Source organism: Pseudomonas chlororaphis subsp. piscium, from assembly GCF_003850345.1.
In the GTDB taxonomy this organism is placed as follows: Bacteria; Pseudomonadota; Gammaproteobacteria; order Pseudomonadales; family Pseudomonadaceae; genus Aquipseudomonas; species Aquipseudomonas piscium.
Genome location: NZ_CP027707.1, coordinates 6,675,962 through 6,692,095, shown reverse-complemented (window position 1 = coordinate 6,692,095; position 16,134 = coordinate 6,675,962). Strand labels below are relative to the sequence as shown.

General features: G+C 62.8%; 15 protein-coding genes. 10 read left to right on the top strand and 5 right to left on the bottom strand.

Features of this window, described 5'->3' with window-relative positions:
• Positions 1–33: 33 nt before the first annotated feature.
• The 6 genes from C4K38_RS30490 (at position 34) to C4K38_RS30465 (ending at position 6,977) form a co-directional block, all read left to right on the top strand.
• Complete coding sequence (locus C4K38_RS30490; protein WP_053281326.1) at positions 34–1,398, top strand: aspartate aminotransferase family protein; 1,365 nt, start codon at positions 34–36, stop codon at positions 1,396–1,398.
• Between the two features lie 185 nt (positions 1,399–1,583).
• A complete protein-coding gene (locus tag C4K38_RS30485) occupies positions 1,584–2,678 on the top strand; it encodes a polyamine ABC transporter substrate-binding protein (protein ID WP_053281325.1) in 1,095 nt (364 codons plus the stop codon).
• A 186-nt stretch (positions 2,679–2,864) separates the two neighbouring features.
• A complete protein-coding gene (locus C4K38_RS30480) occupies positions 2,865–3,959 on the top strand; it encodes a polyamine ABC transporter substrate-binding protein (RefSeq protein ID WP_009051375.1) in 1,095 nt (364 codons plus the stop codon).
• A 71-nt stretch (positions 3,960–4,030) separates the two neighbouring features.
• On the top strand, positions 4,031–5,173 hold the full coding sequence (locus C4K38_RS30475) for an ABC transporter ATP-binding protein (protein WP_007928322.1): 1,143 nt from the start codon (positions 4,031–4,033) through the stop codon (positions 5,171–5,173).
• A 35-nt stretch (positions 5,174–5,208) separates the two neighbouring features.
• Entirely contained in the window at positions 5,209–6,090 is an 882-nt protein-coding gene (locus C4K38_RS30470; protein WP_169916015.1) for an ABC transporter permease subunit, read from the top strand.
• Positions 6,087–6,977, top strand: coding sequence for an ABC transporter permease subunit (locus tag C4K38_RS30465; RefSeq protein WP_053281324.1), 891 nt, complete (start codon positions 6,087–6,089; stop codon positions 6,975–6,977). The genes C4K38_RS30470 and C4K38_RS30465 overlap by 4 nt, the downstream gene beginning before the upstream one ends.
• Positions 6,978–7,067: 90 nt before the next feature.
• Here the strand turns inward: C4K38_RS30465 and C4K38_RS30460 are convergent, their stop codons facing one another.
• Both C4K38_RS30460 and C4K38_RS30455 read right to left on the bottom strand, forming a co-directional pair.
• Positions 7,068–9,479: a penicillin acylase family protein gene (locus C4K38_RS30460; protein ID WP_053281323.1), complete on the bottom strand. Its 2,412-nt coding sequence runs from the start codon at positions 9,477–9,479 to the stop codon at positions 7,068–7,070.
• A 107-nt stretch (positions 9,480–9,586) separates the two neighbouring features.
• Complete coding sequence (locus C4K38_RS30455) at positions 9,587–10,165, bottom strand: DUF6436 domain-containing protein (protein ID WP_053281322.1); 579 nt, start codon at positions 10,163–10,165, stop codon at positions 9,587–9,589.
• A 108-nt stretch (positions 10,166–10,273) separates the two neighbouring features.
• On the opposite strand from C4K38_RS30455, the gene bipL reads away from it, so the two are divergent.
• Positions 10,274–11,197, top strand: coding sequence for a phospholipase BipL (gene bipL / locus C4K38_RS30450; RefSeq protein WP_053281321.1), 924 nt, complete (start codon positions 10,274–10,276; stop codon positions 11,195–11,197).
• Between the two features lie 137 nt (positions 11,198–11,334).
• Here the strand turns inward: bipL and C4K38_RS30445 are convergent, their stop codons facing one another.
• The gene (locus tag C4K38_RS30445; RefSeq protein WP_053281320.1) at positions 11,335–12,087 is read right to left on the bottom strand and encodes a DUF2059 domain-containing protein; all 753 of its coding nucleotides are present in this window, start codon (positions 12,085–12,087) and stop codon (positions 11,335–11,337) included.
• Between the two features lie 171 nt (positions 12,088–12,258).
• On the opposite strand from C4K38_RS30445, the gene C4K38_RS30440 reads away from it, so the two are divergent.
• Complete coding sequence (locus C4K38_RS30440; RefSeq protein ID WP_053281319.1) at positions 12,259–12,891, top strand: 2OG-Fe(II) oxygenase; 633 nt, start codon at positions 12,259–12,261, stop codon at positions 12,889–12,891.
• 2 nt (positions 12,892–12,893) lie between these two features.
• Positions 12,894–13,376, top strand: a complete 483-nt coding sequence (locus C4K38_RS30435) for a 2-thiouracil desulfurase family protein (RefSeq protein ID WP_053281318.1) — start codon at positions 12,894–12,896, stop codon at positions 13,374–13,376.
• Positions 13,377–13,472: 96 nt separating this feature from the next.
• Here C4K38_RS30435 and C4K38_RS30430 read toward each other — a convergent pair whose 3' ends face one another.
• Positions 13,473–14,246: a transporter substrate-binding domain-containing protein gene (locus C4K38_RS30430; protein WP_053281317.1), complete on the bottom strand. Its 774-nt coding sequence runs from the start codon at positions 14,244–14,246 to the stop codon at positions 13,473–13,475.
• A 133-nt stretch (positions 14,247–14,379) separates the two neighbouring features.
• Here C4K38_RS30430 and C4K38_RS30425 point away from each other — a divergent pair, with 133 nt between their 5' ends.
• Positions 14,380–14,817, top strand: a complete 438-nt coding sequence (locus C4K38_RS30425; protein WP_009051365.1) for a DUF4399 domain-containing protein — start codon at positions 14,380–14,382, stop codon at positions 14,815–14,817.
• An 87-nt stretch (positions 14,818–14,904) separates the two neighbouring features.
• Here C4K38_RS30425 and serA read toward each other — a convergent pair whose 3' ends face one another.
• Positions 14,905–16,134 (bottom strand): phosphoglycerate dehydrogenase, encoded by a 1,230-nt coding sequence (serA, locus tag C4K38_RS30420; RefSeq protein WP_053281316.1) that lies wholly within the window; start codon positions 16,132–16,134, stop codon positions 14,905–14,907.

The following is a 16,134-nucleotide window of genomic DNA, read 5'->3' as shown; positions in this document are numbered from 1 at the left end:
CGGCGCCCTCACCGGAAAACTAGGAGAGTTCCAATGACCAGCAACAACCCGCAAACCCGTGAGTGGCAAACCCTCAGCAGCGAGCACCACCTGGCACCCTTCAGCGACTTCAAGCAGTTGAAGGAGAAGGGGCCGCGGATCATCACCAATGCCGAGGGCGTTTACCTCTGGGACAGCGAGGGCAACAAGATCCTCGACGGCATGGCCGGGCTGTGGTGCGTGGCCATCGGTTACGGCCGCGAAGAACTGGCCGACGCCGCCAGCAAGCAGATGCGCGAGCTGCCGTACTACAACCTGTTCTTTCAGACCGCCCACCCGCCGGCGCTGGAACTGGCCAAGGCCATCTCCGATGTTGCCCCGCAGGGCATGAATCATGTGTTCTTCACCGGTTCCGGCTCCGAAGGCAACGACACCATGCTGCGCATGGTTCGCCACTACTGGGCGATCAAGGGCCAGCCGAAGAAGAAAACCATCATCAGCCGGGTTAACGGCTACCACGGCTCCACCGTGGCCGGCGCGAGCCTGGGCGGCATGACCTATATGCACGAACAGGGTGATTTGCCGATCCCGGGCATCGTGCACATTCCACAGCCTTATTGGTTCGGTGAAGGCGGCGACATGACCCCGGACGAGTTCGGGATCTGGGCGGCCAACCAGCTGGAGGAGAAGATTCTCGAAGTCGGCGTCGATAACGTCGGTGCCTTCATTGCCGAGCCGATCCAGGGCGCGGGCGGCGTGATCGTGCCGCCAGAAAGCTACTGGCCGCGAATCAAGGAGATCCTCGCCAAGTACGACATCCTGTTCGTCGCCGACGAGGTGATCTGTGGTTTCGGGCGTACCGGTGAGTGGTTCGGTAGCGATTTCTACGACCTCAAGCCGGACATGATGACCATCGCCAAGGGCCTGACCTCAGGTTATATCCCCATGGGTGGCCTGGTGGTGCGCGACGAAGTGGTGGCGGTGCTCAACGAGGGCGGCGATTTCAACCACGGTTTCACTTATTCCGGGCATCCGGTGGCCGCCGCCGTGGCCCTGGAAAACATCCGCATCCTGCGCGACGAAAAAATTATCGAGCGGGTCAAGGCAGAAACGGCACCCTATTTGCAGAAACGTCTGCGGGAGCTGAACGATCATCCGCTGGTGGGTGAAGTTCGCGGAGTCGGCCTGTTGGGCGCCATCGAGCTGGTTCAGGACAAGGCCACCCGTGCGCGGTATGTCGGAAAAGGCGTCGGCATGATCTGCCGGCAGTTCTGCTTCGACAACGGCCTGATCATGCGCGCCGTGGGCGACACCATGATCATTGCTCCGCCCCTGGTGATCACCAAGGAAGAGATCGATGAGCTGGTGAGCAAGGCCCGCAAGTGCCTGGACCTGACCTTGAGTGCGTTACAGGGCTAAGTGCTAGGCTCTGAGCGAAGTACCTCGCGGTACTTCGCCCGGGGCGGCCATAAAGGCTGGGTCTTTTGTTGAAAGCCCGCCTTGGAACTTGCCAGACTACCGCCTGTTTTTAGTTGCCTGGCAACCGGTCGCTGAACACAAGGTTAAAAAGAATAATTGGAGCATGACGCATGAAGGCATTAGGTATGAAGAAAGCTGGCAAGACCCTCCTCGCCATGTCCCTGATGGGCGCGATGGCGGCAGTGGCCCAGGCAGACGACAAGGTGCTGCACGTTTACAACTGGTCCGACTACATCGCACCCGACACCATCGCGAACTTCGAGAAGGAGTCCGGGATCAAGGTGGTCTACGACGTTTTCGACAGCAACGAAACCCTGGAAGCCAAACTGCTGGCAGGCAAGTCCGGTTACGACGTGGTCGTGCCGTCGAACAACTTCCTGGCCAAGCAGATCAAGGCTGGTGTCTATCAGGAGCTCGACGTCTCCAAGTTGCCCAACTGGAAAAACCTGAACCAGGATCTGCTCAAGGCGGTTTCGGTCAGTGACCCGGGCAACAAGCACGCTTTCCCATACATGTGGGGCTCCATCGGCATCGGTTACAACCCGGAGAAGGTCAAGGCTGCGCTGGGCGTCGACAAGATCGACTCCTGGGACACCCTGCTCAAGCCTGAGAACATCGCCAAGCTCAAGGGCTGCGGCGTGAGCTTCCTCGACTCGCCAACCGAAATGATCCCGGTTGCCCTGCATTACCTGGGCCTGCCGACCGACAGCCAGAAGAAAGACGACATCAAGAAAGCCGAAGAGCTGTTCCTCAAGATCCGTCCTTCGATCACCTACTTCCATTCCTCCAAATACATCTCGGACCTGGCCAACGGCAACATCTGCGTAGCGGTCGGCTACTCGGGTGACGTGCAGCAGGCCAAGTCCCGTGCCGCCGAAGCCGGCGACAAGGTGAAAGTCAGCTACGCCATTCCGAAAGAAGGCGCCGGCAGCTTCTTCGACATGGTCGCCATTCCGAAGGATGCCGAGAACGTCGAGGGCGCCTACAAGTTCATGACCTTCCTGCAGAAGCCTGAAGTCATGGCCAGCATCACCAACGCCGTGCGTTTCCCGAACGGCAACGCCGCCGCAACGGCGCTGGTAGAGAAAGACATCACCAGCGATCCGGGCATCTACCCGCCAGCCGACGTGCAGGCCAAGCTGTATGCGATCGCCGATCTGCCGGCCGCTACCCAGCGTGAGCTGACCCGCAGCTGGACCAAGATCAAATCCGGCAAATAAGCCGGTTTGAGGCAGCAACCGCTGGCCGTCGTCCCCGCGAGGGCGGTCAGCGGTGCAATTAAATGACAGAAAGTTTTGCTGGATCGGTTTATCGAAGGTAAGTTGCGCGCCGGTTTTGTTGCTGGGCAGCTCTTGGCTGTCATGTAGTGCGGGCAACTCAGGCCCAATTGTTTAGAGGACCTCCACTTGCCTATTTCTTTATTTCGCAAAGCCATGCTGGTGGGCGCCGGACTGACGCTGGCCGTCAGCGCCTATGCCGCGCCGACCGTGCATATTTATAACTGGTCTGACTATATCGGTCAGAGCACATTGGCGGACTTCGAAAAGGCCACCGGCATCAAGCCGCTGTACGACGTGTTCGACTCCAACGAAACCCTGGAAGGCAAGTTGCTCGCCGGTCGTACCGGTTATGACGTGGTTGTGCCGTCCAATCACTTCCTGGGCAAGCAGATCAAGGCCGGGGCGTTCCAGAAGCTCGACAAGGCACAGTTGCCCAACTATTCGAATCTCGACCCGGTGCTGCTCAAGCGCCTGGAGAAGAATGACCCGGGCAACCAGTACGCCGTGCCTTACCTGTGGGGTACCAACGGCATCGGCTACAACGTCGAGAAGGTCAAGGCCGCGCTGGGCGTGGACAAGATCGACTCCTGGGCCATGCTGTTCGAGCCGGAAAACATCAAGAAACTGTCAAGCTGCGGCGTGGCCTTCCTCGACTCCGCCGATGAAATGCTCCCGGCGGTACTCAACTACATGGGCCTGGACCCCAACAGCCAGAATCCCGACGACTACAAGAAGGCCGAAGCCAAGTTGCTGGCGGTGCGGCCCTACGTGACCTACTTCAACTCCTCGAAATACATCTCCGACCTGGCCAATGGCGAAATCTGCGTGGCCGCGGGCTTCTCCGGCGATGTGTTCCAGGCCAAGGCACGTGCCGCCGAAGCCGGAAAGGGCATCGAGATCGCCTATGTGATCCCCAAGGAAGGCGGCAACCTCTGGTTCGACATGCTGGCCATTCCCAAGGACGCCGGTAACGTCAAGCAGGCCCATGCCTTCATCAATTACCTGCTCAAGCCTGAGGTGATCGCCCAGGTCAGCGACTCCGTCGGTTACGCCAACCCGAACCCCAAGGCGGGCGAACTGATGGACCAATCGGTCCGCAAGGACGAAGCGGTCTACCCCGCGCAGGAGATTGTCGACAAGCTGTACGTCAACTCAGAGTTGCCGCCCAAGATCCAACGACTCATGACCCGCAGCTGGACCAAGGTCAAGTCGGGCAAATAGCGTCAATCGCTCAAACTATCCAGAGTTCGCCCGCATGGGGCGAACTGCAAATTCTGTTGGGAGTTTCGTAAATGGCAGTTGCCTCCGGCGCCTACAAGAAAGCCCTCGAGGGCGACCAGACACCGAAGCAGGTGTTGGTCAAAATCGATCGGGTCACGAAGAAGTTCGACGAGACGATTGCCGTGGACGACGTGTCCCTGGAAATCAAGAAAGGCGAGATCTTCGCCCTGCTCGGCGGTTCTGGCTCGGGTAAGTCCACCCTGCTGCGGATGCTCGCGGGGTTCGAACGGCCCACGGAGGGGCGCATCTACCTGGACGGTGTGGACATCACCGACATGCCGCCCTACGAGCGGCCGATCAACATGATGTTCCAGTCCTACGCCTTGTTCCCGCACATGACCGTGGCCCAGAACATCGCCTTCGGCCTGCAGCAGGACAAGATTCCCAAGGCCGAGATCGATGCCCGCGTGGCCGAGATGCTCAAGCTGGTGCAGATGAGCCAGTACGCCAAGCGCAAGCCGCACCAACTCTCTGGCGGCCAGCGCCAGCGCGTGGCCCTGGCCCGTTCCCTGGCCAAGCGGCCGAAACTGCTGCTGCTCGACGAGCCGATGGGCGCCCTGGATAAAAAGCTGCGCTCGCAGATGCAGCTGGAGCTGGTGGAGATCATCGAGCGCGTCGGCGTGACCTGCGTGATGGTGACCCACGACCAGGAAGAGGCCATGACCATGGCCGAGCGTATTGCGATCATGCACCTGGGCTGGATCGCCCAGATCGGCAGCCCGATCGACATCTACGAAACCCCGACCAGCCGCCTGGTCTGCGAATTCATCGGCAACGTCAACATCTTCGAAGGTGAAGTGATCGACGACGCCGAAGGCCACGCGACCATCACCTGCAAGGACCTGGATCGCAACATCTACGTGGGCCACGGCATCAGCACCTCGGTGCAGGACAAGTCGGTGACCTACGCCATCCGCCCGGAAAAACTCCTGGTGACCCCGGACATGCCGACCTGCGAATACAACTGGTCGAGCGGCAAGGTGCACGACATCGCCTATCTGGGCGGCCACTCGGTGTTCTACGTCGAGCTGCCGAGCGGCAAGCTGGTGCAGTCGTTCGTGGCCAACGCCGAGCGTCGCGGCGCGCGTCCGACCTGGGGCGACCAGGTGTACGTCTGGTGGGAAGACGACAGCGGCGTGGTACTGCGCTCATGAACATGCGAAAGCTCAAGCGCCGCCTCAATCGAATAATTCCCGGTGGCCGTCAGATGGTCATCGGGGTCCCGTTCCTCTGGCTGTTCCTGTTCTTCATGCTGCCGTTCTTCATCGTCCTGAAGATCAGCTTCGCTGAAGCGGACGTGGCCATTCCGCCGTACACCGAGATCTACAGCTTCATCGACCAGAAGCTGCAGGTGCTGCTCAACCTGGGCAACTACGCGATGCTCGGCGACGATGAACTCTACATCGCCGCCTACCTCGGCTCGCTGAAGATGGCGTTCTTCAGCACCCTGCTGTGCCTGTTGATCGGCTACCCGATGGCCTATGCCATCGCCAGCGCCCGCAAAGAGCTGCAGACCGTGCTGGTGCTGCTGATCATGATGCCGACCTGGACCGCGATCCTGATCCGCGTCTATGCCTGGATGGGCATCCTCAGCAACAACGGCCTGCTCAACGGCTTCCTGATGAGCATGGGTTTGATCGACGAGCCGCTGCAGATCCTCAACACCAACCTGGCGGTGTATATCGGCGTGGTCTATTCGTACCTGCCGTTCATGATCCTGCCGCTCTACGCCAACCTGGTGAAGCACGATACCAGCCTGCTGGAAGCTGCTTCGGACCTGGGTTCGAGCACCTTCAACAGCTTCTGGAAAATCACCGTGCCGCTGTCGAAGAACGGCATCATCGCCGGCTGCATGCTGGTGTTCATCCCGGTGGTGGGCGAGTTCGTGATCCCGGAACTGCTCGGCGGTCCGGAAACCCTGATGATCGGTAAAGTGCTGTGGCAAGAATTCTTCAACAACCGTGACTGGCCGGTGGCTTCGGCCCTGGCAGTGGTGATGCTGGCGATCCTGATTGTGCCGATCATCCTCTTCAACCGCAGTCAGGCCAAAGAAATGGAGGGCAAGGAATGAAGCGCTTCAGTTTCTCGAGCCTGATGCTGGTGGTGGGGCTGCTGTTCATCTACCTGCCGATGCTGATCCTGGTGATCTACTCGTTCAACGCCTCCAAGCTGGTGACGGTCTGGGGCGGCTGGTCGGTGAAGTGGTACGTCGGCCTGCTGGACAACTCGCAACTGATGGGCTCGGTGGTGCGTTCCCTGGAGATCGCCTGCTACACCGCGATTGCCGCGGTGGCCCTGGGCACCCTGGCGGCCTTCGTCCTGACCCGGATCACCCACTTCAAGGGCCGCACCCTGTTCGGCGGCCTGGTCACCGCGCCGCTGGTGATGCCGGAAGTGATCACCGGTCTGTCGCTGTTGCTGCTGTTCGTGGCCATGGCGCAGATGATCGGCTGGCCGCAGGAGCGTGGCATCGTCACCATCTGGATCGCCCACACCACGTTCTGCGCGGCCTATGTGGCGGTGGTGGTGTCCGCGCGCTTGCGGGAGCTGGACCTGTCCATCGAAGAGGCGGCCATGGACCTCGGTGCGCGGCCGTGGAAGGTGTTCTTCCTGATCACCATCCCGATGATCGCCCCGTCCCTAGCGGCGGGCGGCATGATGTCCTTCGCCTTGTCCCTGGACGACCTGGTGCTGGCGAGCTTCGTCTCCGGTCCGGGCTCCACGACCCTGCCGATGGAAGTGTTCTCGGCAGTGCGCCTCGGGGTGAAACCGGAGATCAACGCCGTGGCCAGCCTGATCCTGCTGGCGGTGTCGCTGGTGACCTTCCTGGTCTGGTACTTCAGCCGCCAGGCCGAAGAGCGCCGCAAGCGCGCCATCCAGCAAGCCATCGAAGAGGCCGCGGCCGATTCCTGGAAGCAGCCGGACGTGCGCCGCGCGCAGGCCCCGGAAGCGGCCTGATAGGCAACAGCAAAAACCACATCGCCCCAGTTCTGGGGCGATGTCGTTTCTGGGTCTGGCTGGGCAGCCCTGACGTCGCCGCGCCCGGGCTTACTGCGCCGCCCGCGCCGGCAACAGCTTCAGGGTGCTGTGGGTATTGGCCGTGACTTCTTCTTCGTTGAAGTGCGCCTGCTGGTACACCCCTTCGATATAGGCCTCGGCCTGATCCTGATAGTGCTTGTCGAACAGCACGCCGCTTTGCCCGACCGGGTTGACGGTCAGGCTGTGGGCCGGGTCGGCGAAGTCGATCAGACGCCGGGTCGAGGGGCCGTAGGTCACCGGCCAGGGCGCCGGGCCGATCTTCGCCGATTGATTGTTGGGCACTTCGTGGGTGCCCGGCGCGGCGAACGGGCCGACGTTGAAGACCCGGTCCAGGGGCTTCTGCAGGCCCAGCGGGTGGCCGTGGGTCAGGGTATGCGCCTGGCCCCACAGCCATTTGCTCGGGTCGTCACCAAAGGTTGCCTTGAGGTGAGCGAGGCTGGCGCGCCAGGCCACCCTGACCGTGTCGGCGCGGCTTTCCTGGCCCAGGGTGTTGCGGTTGTCCCACCACGGTGAGTCGGCGGAGGCGGCCAGGCGTGGCAGCGCGGCGTCGATTACCCGGGTGGACAGCAAGGTGTCGAAGAAGGCGTCGCCCAGTTCGTCGTGGAAGGCCGCGTCGGTCAGGTCGAACAGGAACTGGTTGAACAGGGTGGCGCTGGTGGAATCCAGCGGGTAGTCGCCTTTCCACTGCGCCAGTTGCTCCACCAGCTTGAGCTCCTGCGGGTCGTTCACCACTTCGCGCAACACCGGCAGCAGCGGCGCCAGCAGGCGCGGGCCGTAGGCGGTGGTGGTGCCCAGCTGGAGCTTCTGGCTGGCTTCGATATCCCACTTCAGGCTCTTGTCGCTGAGCTGGCGGTCCAGTTGCTGGCCGCGGTCGGCGAGGTTGTAGTAGCCGGGAATCTCCATGCCGGTGGGCGAGACCGGCTGGAAGTTGGCCGAAACGATATAGCCGCGCGACGGGTTCTCTTCCTGCGGGTTGGCGCTGAACGGGTAGAAGCCCTCTTTGTCCGCCAGTGAGGTGCTGCCGTCGAGGATGAACGCGCCCTTGGCGCCGATCGGCCGTTTCGGCAACAGCGCCGCGGCCCACCAGCCGATGTCGCCCTTGGCGTTGGCCCAGACAATGTTCAAGCCCGGCGCCTGGACCTTGGACGAGGCGCTGCGGGCCTTGGCCAGGGTGTCGGCGCGGTTGAGCTGGTAGAAGCCGTCGAGGATCGGGTTCGGCGTCTCGAGGAAGGCCCACCACATGGCGATCGGCGTCTTGCCGGCATTGGCCCCGAGCACGTCGTTGATGATCGGCCCGTGGGGCGACTGGCGCAGGATCTGGGTAACCTGCGGTTGGCCCTTCACCGCGATCCGCTGTTCGCTGTTGACCAGGTCGACCCACTTGCCGTGGTACCAGACCTGGTTGGCATTGTTCGGGTTGACCTTCTCGGCGATCAGGTCCAGATCGTCGTTCTGGAACATGGTCAGGCTCCAGCCGAAATCCAGGTTGTGGCCGAGAAAGGCAAAGGGCACCAGCGCCTGGTGGTGACCGTAGAGTTCGAAGCCCGGTGCCGACAGCTGGGCCTCGTACCACACCGACGGCACCGCGAAGCGGATGTGCGGGTCGCCGGCCAGCAATGGCTTGCCGCTCTTGGTGCGGGTACCGGACACCGCCCAGGCGTTGCTGCCCTCGAATTGCGGCAGGCCGGCGTCGGCCAGGGCCTGCTCGCTCAGCCGGGCGATGGCGCCCAGGTCCTGCCAGTCGCTGGCGGCCAGGCTTGGCGCCAGCGGGCCGCGGCCCTTGGCCAGGGCACCCTTGGGCTGCCAGTCGAGGTCGAAGACTTTCAGGTAGTCGCTGCCGAGCTGGTCGCGCACGTAGGTCAGCAGCGGCTCGGTGCGGAAGGCCGCGGCGAAGCTGTAGGCCATGTAGCCGGCGACGCTGATGCTGTCTTCGGCGGTGAAGGAGCGCTTGGGAATGCCGAGGACGTCGAACTCGATCGGTTGCGGATGGCTGTTCTGATACTGGTTGACCCCGTCCAGGTAGGCTTGCAGGCCCTTCCAGGCGGGGGACTGGCGATCCAGCCCGGCGACGTAGCTGTCGGCGCGCTCGCGGATGCGCAGGCTGCGGAACAGTTTGTCGGTGTCGAGCAGTTTGGGGCCGAGTATTTCGGCCAGCTCACCACGGGCCAGGCGCCGCATGACTTCCATCTGGAACAGCCGGTCCTGGGCGTGGACATAGCCCAGCGCGCGGTACAGGTCGGTTTCGTTTTCCGCGCGGATATGCGGCACGCCGCGTTCGTCGTAACGCACCGTGACCGAGCCCTGCAGGCGCTCCAGCTCGACCTGGCCCTGGCGCGACGGCTGCTTGCTGTACAGGTACCAGCCCCCTCCCGCGGCAAGGGCGAGGATCAGGACGGCGAGTACGGTCAGGCTGCGTTTCATGGTGACTCCTTGTTCTTTCTGCGGTTTGCCTGCCGTGGGGGAAGGCAAACATTTAGCACAGGCCTTCTGTGCCGGGCATCCGTTGTCTGCGAAAAGTCAGGAATGCCTTAATCCGTCTGTTTCGGCCATGGACAATAACAGCCCACCGCCAAGGTGTGGGTGGCGTTGACCGTACGGCCTTCGTGCAGGGCCTGGAGGATAGGTTCGATAAAGCTGTTGCTGGAGTTGCAGGTCAGGCCTTCGCTGTAGGGGCCGAAGTAGGCCAGGGTGCCGTTGCGGTCCCAGATCGCCACGGCCGGGCTGGCGGGGATCTGCTCCGAGCCGGGCAGGCCGTCGAGGACTTTCAGGCGGCTCAGGGTGGCGGGCAACTGGCCGTGGCTGCCGGCCTTCTGTACCGAGTAGAACTCCACGCCCTGCGGGCCGTAGTGCTCGATCAGCTCGGCCAGGTGCTGTTGGTTGCCGACATTGCACGGGCAGGTCGGGTCCCAGAAGTGCACCAGGCGGATGGCGCCTTCGCCGGCGAGGCCAGGAGGCAGTTGCAGCGGGTCGCCGGAAAACACCGCGGTGTGTTCGCTGAAGGTCCGCAGAAAACGTCCCTGGAACCAGTCGTAGGCGGCCCACAGCACCCCGGAGCACAGGAGGGCGAGCAGGCTGGCAAACAGGGTCGTGCGGTAGGGCAGACGCATACGGATCATTCCTCGAAGGTCGCGTAGCTTGCCATGCTTGCCCCGACAGATGAATATCGCAGGCCGATAAAGCCTGTTTCACGTTCCGCGCCACCCTGGGAAACCCTTATGCCTGCGACCTTCGACCCCGACCTTCTGCGCGCCAGCCTGCGGCCCCTGGCCGAGGCGCAACCGCTCTCGGCCCAGGCCCAGGCCTATCAGCGCTTCTACGGGCTGGATCTGCCGGTCAGGCGCGGGCTGGGGCGTTTCGCGGTCGGCGGTTTCGAGGTGGTCGGCCAGGTCTGGTGGCCCGAACAGCCGGTGGCCACCTTGTTTCTGTTGCATGGCTTCTACGATCACATGGGCTTGTACCGGCATGTGATCGAGTGGGCGCTGGAGCGGCGGTGGGCGGTGATCGCCTGCGACTTGCCGGGCCATGGGCTGTCCAGCGGCGAGCGCGCCAGCATCGATGATTTCGCGGTGTACCAGGCGGTGCTGCAAGGCTTGTTCGACGAGGCCCGGTCCCTCGGCCTGCCCCAGCCCTGGCACCTGTGCGGGCAAAGCACGGGCGGCGCGATCGTGATCGACCATCTGCTCAACCAGGGCGCCCAGAGCCCGGCCCAGGGCCAGGTGATCCTGCTGTCGCCGCTGGTGCGCCCGCGTGCCTGGGGCTGGTCGAAGCTCAGCTATTACATGCTCCGGCCTTTCGTCAAAGGCATCGCCCGGCGCTTCAGCGAGAACTCCACCGATCCCGATTTCCTGCCGTTCCTGCAACGCGACCCGTTGCAGCCGTTGCGCCTGCCGACCGCCTGGGTCGGGGCGTTGGCGCAATGGATCAAGCGCATCGAGCTGGCCCCGCGCAGCAGCCGGCAGCCCCTGATCGTTCAGGGGCAGGCGGACATGACAGTGGATTGGCAGCACAACCTGCAGGTGATCCAGCAGAAGTTCCAGCAGCCCCAGGTGCTGATGCTGCCCGAGGCGCGGCATCACCTGGCGAACGAGGCGGCGCGCATTCGCCAGGAATACTTCGCCTTCCTGAACCAGCATCTTTGAACGGATTCGCGCACCTGTAGCCGCTGCCGAAGGCTCGGGCTGCGTTCGGACGATCGACCGGTACGGTCGCGGCGATCTCGCGACCGCTGAGGTCCTTCGGACCTATCGTAGCCTGCGGCAGCAGCTACAACAGGCGCTTAGGGCGCGAGGCTGGAAGTGCTCTGGCCGACGGCCAGCCCGGCGCGGATCGCGGCCAGGGCGGCTTGGTAGTAGGCCTTGCCTTCGGCGGACTCGGCGAAGTTGGCGAACTCTTCCAACTCCGGGTCGGACAGGTCGCGATAGACGTACAGCAGGGTGTTGTTCAGGTCGTTGCCGATCTGCGCCATCAGCCGCTGGCGCTGGCCATTGAGCATGTTCTGCGCCTGGCCGGCCCCCAGCAGGCCGGGGATCATCTGGCTCAGGCTGTCGGCGGCCACGCCGGCGATCGCCAGGCTGACTTCCGCGCCGGCTTCACGGGCCGGCAGCGCCTGGGCCAGGTGGCCGATAATCAATTGACGGGTATCGCTGGCCTGCATCTTCGGCAAGCCCTGGGCATTCTTCGCCAGCTGGTCGCGGCGCGTCGCCAGCAGTTCGGCGGCAATGATCTTGCGCCCCAGCGGCGACTGGAAAAACACCAGGGCCGGTTTCGGATCGGCGAGATTCTGCCGCAACTGCGCCTGGGCACGGCGGTCCATGGCCTGCGGGGCGAAGCGCTGGTTGCTGTTGTTGACCAGCGCCTGATAGACCGCTGGCGGCAAGCTATTCTGGTAACGCTGCTGGGCGGCGGTAAGGGCATCGTTGAAATGCGCGCGTTGTTCCGGCCAGCCGGCGACCTTGTACAACTGGTCGTGGCCGTCTGCCCAGGCGGGCAACACACAGAACATCAACAGTGAAAAAAGCAAACGGCGCATAAGGACTCCTGTCGGCAGCCCACTATTCTCCGGGGCAAGGCGATGGTTGTCGAGAATTCGTATCAGGTTCAGTACGCAAACTGTCCGATCGAACGACGAACAGAGACAGCGCCAGGCTGCTTGGTCAGAATTCTCTCGCGGATCTGTCGGATTCATCTGGGTGTGGATACTATGCGCGCCATGCAAATACCCTCTGATCACCCGCTGCTGTTACGCATTGTCGATGACCTGGCCACCCGTGGCTGGTCGCAGCAGAACATCTTCCTGCCAGAAGCCCTGACCCTGGAGCTGGCGGCCGAGTGCCGCAAGCGCGCGGCCGAAGGCGAGCTGGCGCCGGCGGCGGTTGGCCGTGGCCCGGCGCAGGAGATTCGCGAGGGGATCCGTGGCGATCACATCCAGTGGCTCGAGTCCGGCCAGGCCGACTGCTGCGATACCTACCTGGGCTTGATGGACAGCCTGCGCGAGGCGCTGAACCGTGGGCTGTTCCTCGGCCTGGAAGACTTCGAAAGCCATTTCGCCCTGTACCCGCCAGGGGCGTTCTACCTCAAGCACGTCGACCGTTTCCGCGACGATGACCGGCGCATGGTGTCGGCGGTGATCTACCTCAACCAGGACTGGCTGCCGGAGCAGGGCGGGCAACTGCGCATGTACCTCGATGGCGAGACCGAATACGACGTGGATCCCGCCGGCGGCCGGCTGGTGGTGTTCCTCTCCGGCGAGGTGCCCCACGAAGTCCTGCCCGCGACCCGGGAGCGCCTGTCCTTGACGGGCTGGTTCCGCCGTCGCGGCAACGAGCCGTTCTGATCATGCACAAGATCCTGGTCAGTCGCTGCCTGTTGGGCCACCGCGTGCGTTACGACGGGGCGGCCAGCGGGCCGTTCGAGCAACTGGCGAGCTGGCAGGCCGAAGGGCGGGTGGTCGCGTTGTGCCCGGAAGTCGCCGGCGGCTTGCCGACGCCACGGGCGGCCGCGGAAATACCCGGTGGGCAGGGCGGCGAAGTGCTCGATGGCCTGGCGCAGGTCATGACTACCGAGGGCGAGGATGTCAGCGCCGAGTTCCTCAGTGGTGCCCGGCAGGCGCTGGAGTTGGTGCGTGAACACGGGATTCGCATCGCCGTGCTCAAGGCCAACAGTCCGTCCTGCGGCAACCTGCTGACCTACGACGGCAGCTTCAGCGGGGTCAAGGTCAGCGGCGAGGGCGTCACCGCCGCCTTGCTCAAGCGCGCCGGCGTGCAAGTCTTCAGCGAGCTGGAACTGGCCGAGGCCGCCGCGGCCCTGGCAGCGCTCTAGCGCCCCTGTAGTCACTGCCGCAGGCTGCGAAAGGTCCGCAGGACCTCAGCGATATCACCTTCTCCGCGGCCGCAGCCTGCGGCAGCGGCTACAGCATCAAGGCTTGGGCGGCTTGCTCGCATCCATGCCGAACCATTTTTCCGACAACGCCATCAGCCGGCCATCGGCCTTGATGCGCTGCAGCGCGCCGTCGAGGCTTGCCTGGAACGCCGGGTTACCTTTCTGGAACGGTATCGCCAGGCTCAGGGTCGGCCCGACTTTGGCACCTTCCTTCACCGGCAGGCGGCTGTCGCGAATGGCGTAGGGAATCAGCAGGCGGTCGCTGATGGCGGCATCGAGCTGCTTGTCCGCCACATCCTTGATGGGTTGCTGGGCGTTCGGGTAGCTGTGCAGGTCGATGCCGTCCACGGTGCGCGCCTGCTCGACGAACTGGCTGCCCTGGGCCACGCCCAGTGCCTGGCCCTGGAGCGCCTGCAGGCTGGCCAGCGCGCGCTTTTCTTCCTTGCGTACGATCAATTGTGCGCTGGAATAACTGTAAGGCTCGCTGAAGTCGAAACGATCCTTGAGTTCCGGAGTCATTGCTATGTGATTGATGGCAACGTCGTAGCGGCCGCTTTCGACGCCGGGCAGCAGGTCGGCGGCGTCGGTGACCACGAAGTCCGCTCGCACATCCAGCTCCCGGGCGAGCAGTTGGCCCAGTTCGACTTCGAAGCCGGTGAGTTTGCCGTCGTCCTTGAAGTTGAAGGGCGGGGTGTTGGCCTCCAGGGCGATACGCAGTTCCCCGCGGTCATTCACATCGTCGATCAGTTCGGCTTGAGCGTAAGTGCTCACAAGGGGTAGCAAAAGTATCAGGCCAGGCAGAAAACGCATGGTCACTCCTTGAATTTATATGTGCGATGCGCTGTTCAGGCTCGCTTTGCTATGGTGTTGATTGCCCTTCGACAACGATATGCCACGAAGTTGTCATAACCGTACCGATTTTGCGGAAAAACTGGAGAATAGAATGAAAACCTTTATATCTCGTGCTGCATTGGCCGGCCTGATGCTGGGGGCTTCGATGCTGGCTTCTGCGGCGGATATTCCTCGCACCAAGGCGCCGGAAGGCGCTTCTGTCTTTATCGTCACCCCGGTCAATGGCGATACCGTGGCCAAGACCTTCAAGGTCAAGTTCGGCGTCAGCGACATCTCCCTGGCTCCCGCCGGCGACCAGACTCCGCACACCGGGCACCACCACCTGCTGGTCGACGTCGACAAACTGCCGGCCGAAAATATGCCGATCCCGGCCGACGCCCAGCACATCCACTTCGGCAAGGCCCAGACCGAAACCGAGCTGACCCTGGCCCCGGGCAAGCACACCCTGCAGCTGGAGCTGGGCGACAAGAACCATGTGCCGTTCGACCCGCCAATCGTTTCGGAAAAGATCACCATCACCGTCAAGTAAGCGCGGCGGCAAAAACTGCCTGTAAATAACTGCCTGTAAATAAAAAGGGAGGCCCCAGGGCCTCCCTTTTTTATTGCCAGCGAGTGCTTAGAACAGCACGCGGCTGCGGATGGTGCCGTTGACGTGTTGCAGCTTCTCTTGCGCCAGCTCCGAGTATTCGGCGTCGACGTCGATCACCACGTAGCCAACCTTCTCGTTGGTCTGCAGGAACTGACCGGAGATGTTGATGCTGTTTTCGGCGAAGACCTTGTTGATCTCGCTCATCACACCCGGGATGTTCTCGTGGATGTGCAGCAGGCGGTGCTTGCCAGGGTGAGCCGGCAGGGCCACTTCCGGGAAGTTCACGGACGATACCGAAGTACCGTTGTCGCTGTACTTGACCAGCTTCTCCGCCACTTCCAGGCCGATGTTGGCCTGGGCTTCAGCGGTCGAACCACCGATGTGCGGGGTCAGGATCACGTTGTCCAGGCCACGCAGCGGGCTTTCGAACTCTTCGTCGTTGGAGCGTGGCTCCACCGGGAACACGTCGATGGCGGCGCCGATCAGGTGCTTGTCCTTGATCGCAGCAGCCAGCTGGTCCAGCTCGACCACGGTGCCGCGGGCGGCGTTGATCAGGATGCCGCCTTTCTTGATGGCGCGGATTTCCTTCTCGCCGATCATCCACTGGGTGGCAGCGGTTTCCGGAACGTGCAGGGTGACGATGTCGGACATGCCCAGCAGCTCGTGCAGGTTGCCGACCTGGGTGGCGTTACCCAGTGGCAGCTTGGTCACGGTGTCGTAGAAGAACACCTGCATCCCTAAGCCTTCGGCCAGGACCGACAGTTGGGTGCCGATCGAGCCGTAGCCGACGATGCCCAGCTTCTTGCCACGGATCTCGAAGGAGTTGGCCGCGCTCTTGATCCAGCCGCCACGGTGGCAGGAGGCGTTCTTCTCTGGGATACCGCGCAGCAGCAGGATCGCTTCGGCCAGCACCAGTTCGGCTACGGAACGGGTGTTGGAGTAGGGTGCGTTGAACACCGCGATACCGCGCTCGCGAGCCGCGTCGAGGTCGACCTGGTTGGTGCCGATGCAGAAGCACCCTACAGCGACCAGCTTCTTCGCGTGATCGAAGATTTCTTCGGTCAGTTGGGTGCGGGAGCGAATGCCGATGAAGTGCGCATCAGCGATCTTTTCCTTCAGTTGGGCTTCCGGCAGAGAACCGGTGAGGTACTCGATACTGGTGTAGCCCGCGGCCTTGAGGACGTCGACAGCCGATTGGTGGACGCCTTCGAGAAGAAGGAACTTGATCTTGCTCTTATCGAGAGAAGTCTTGCTCAT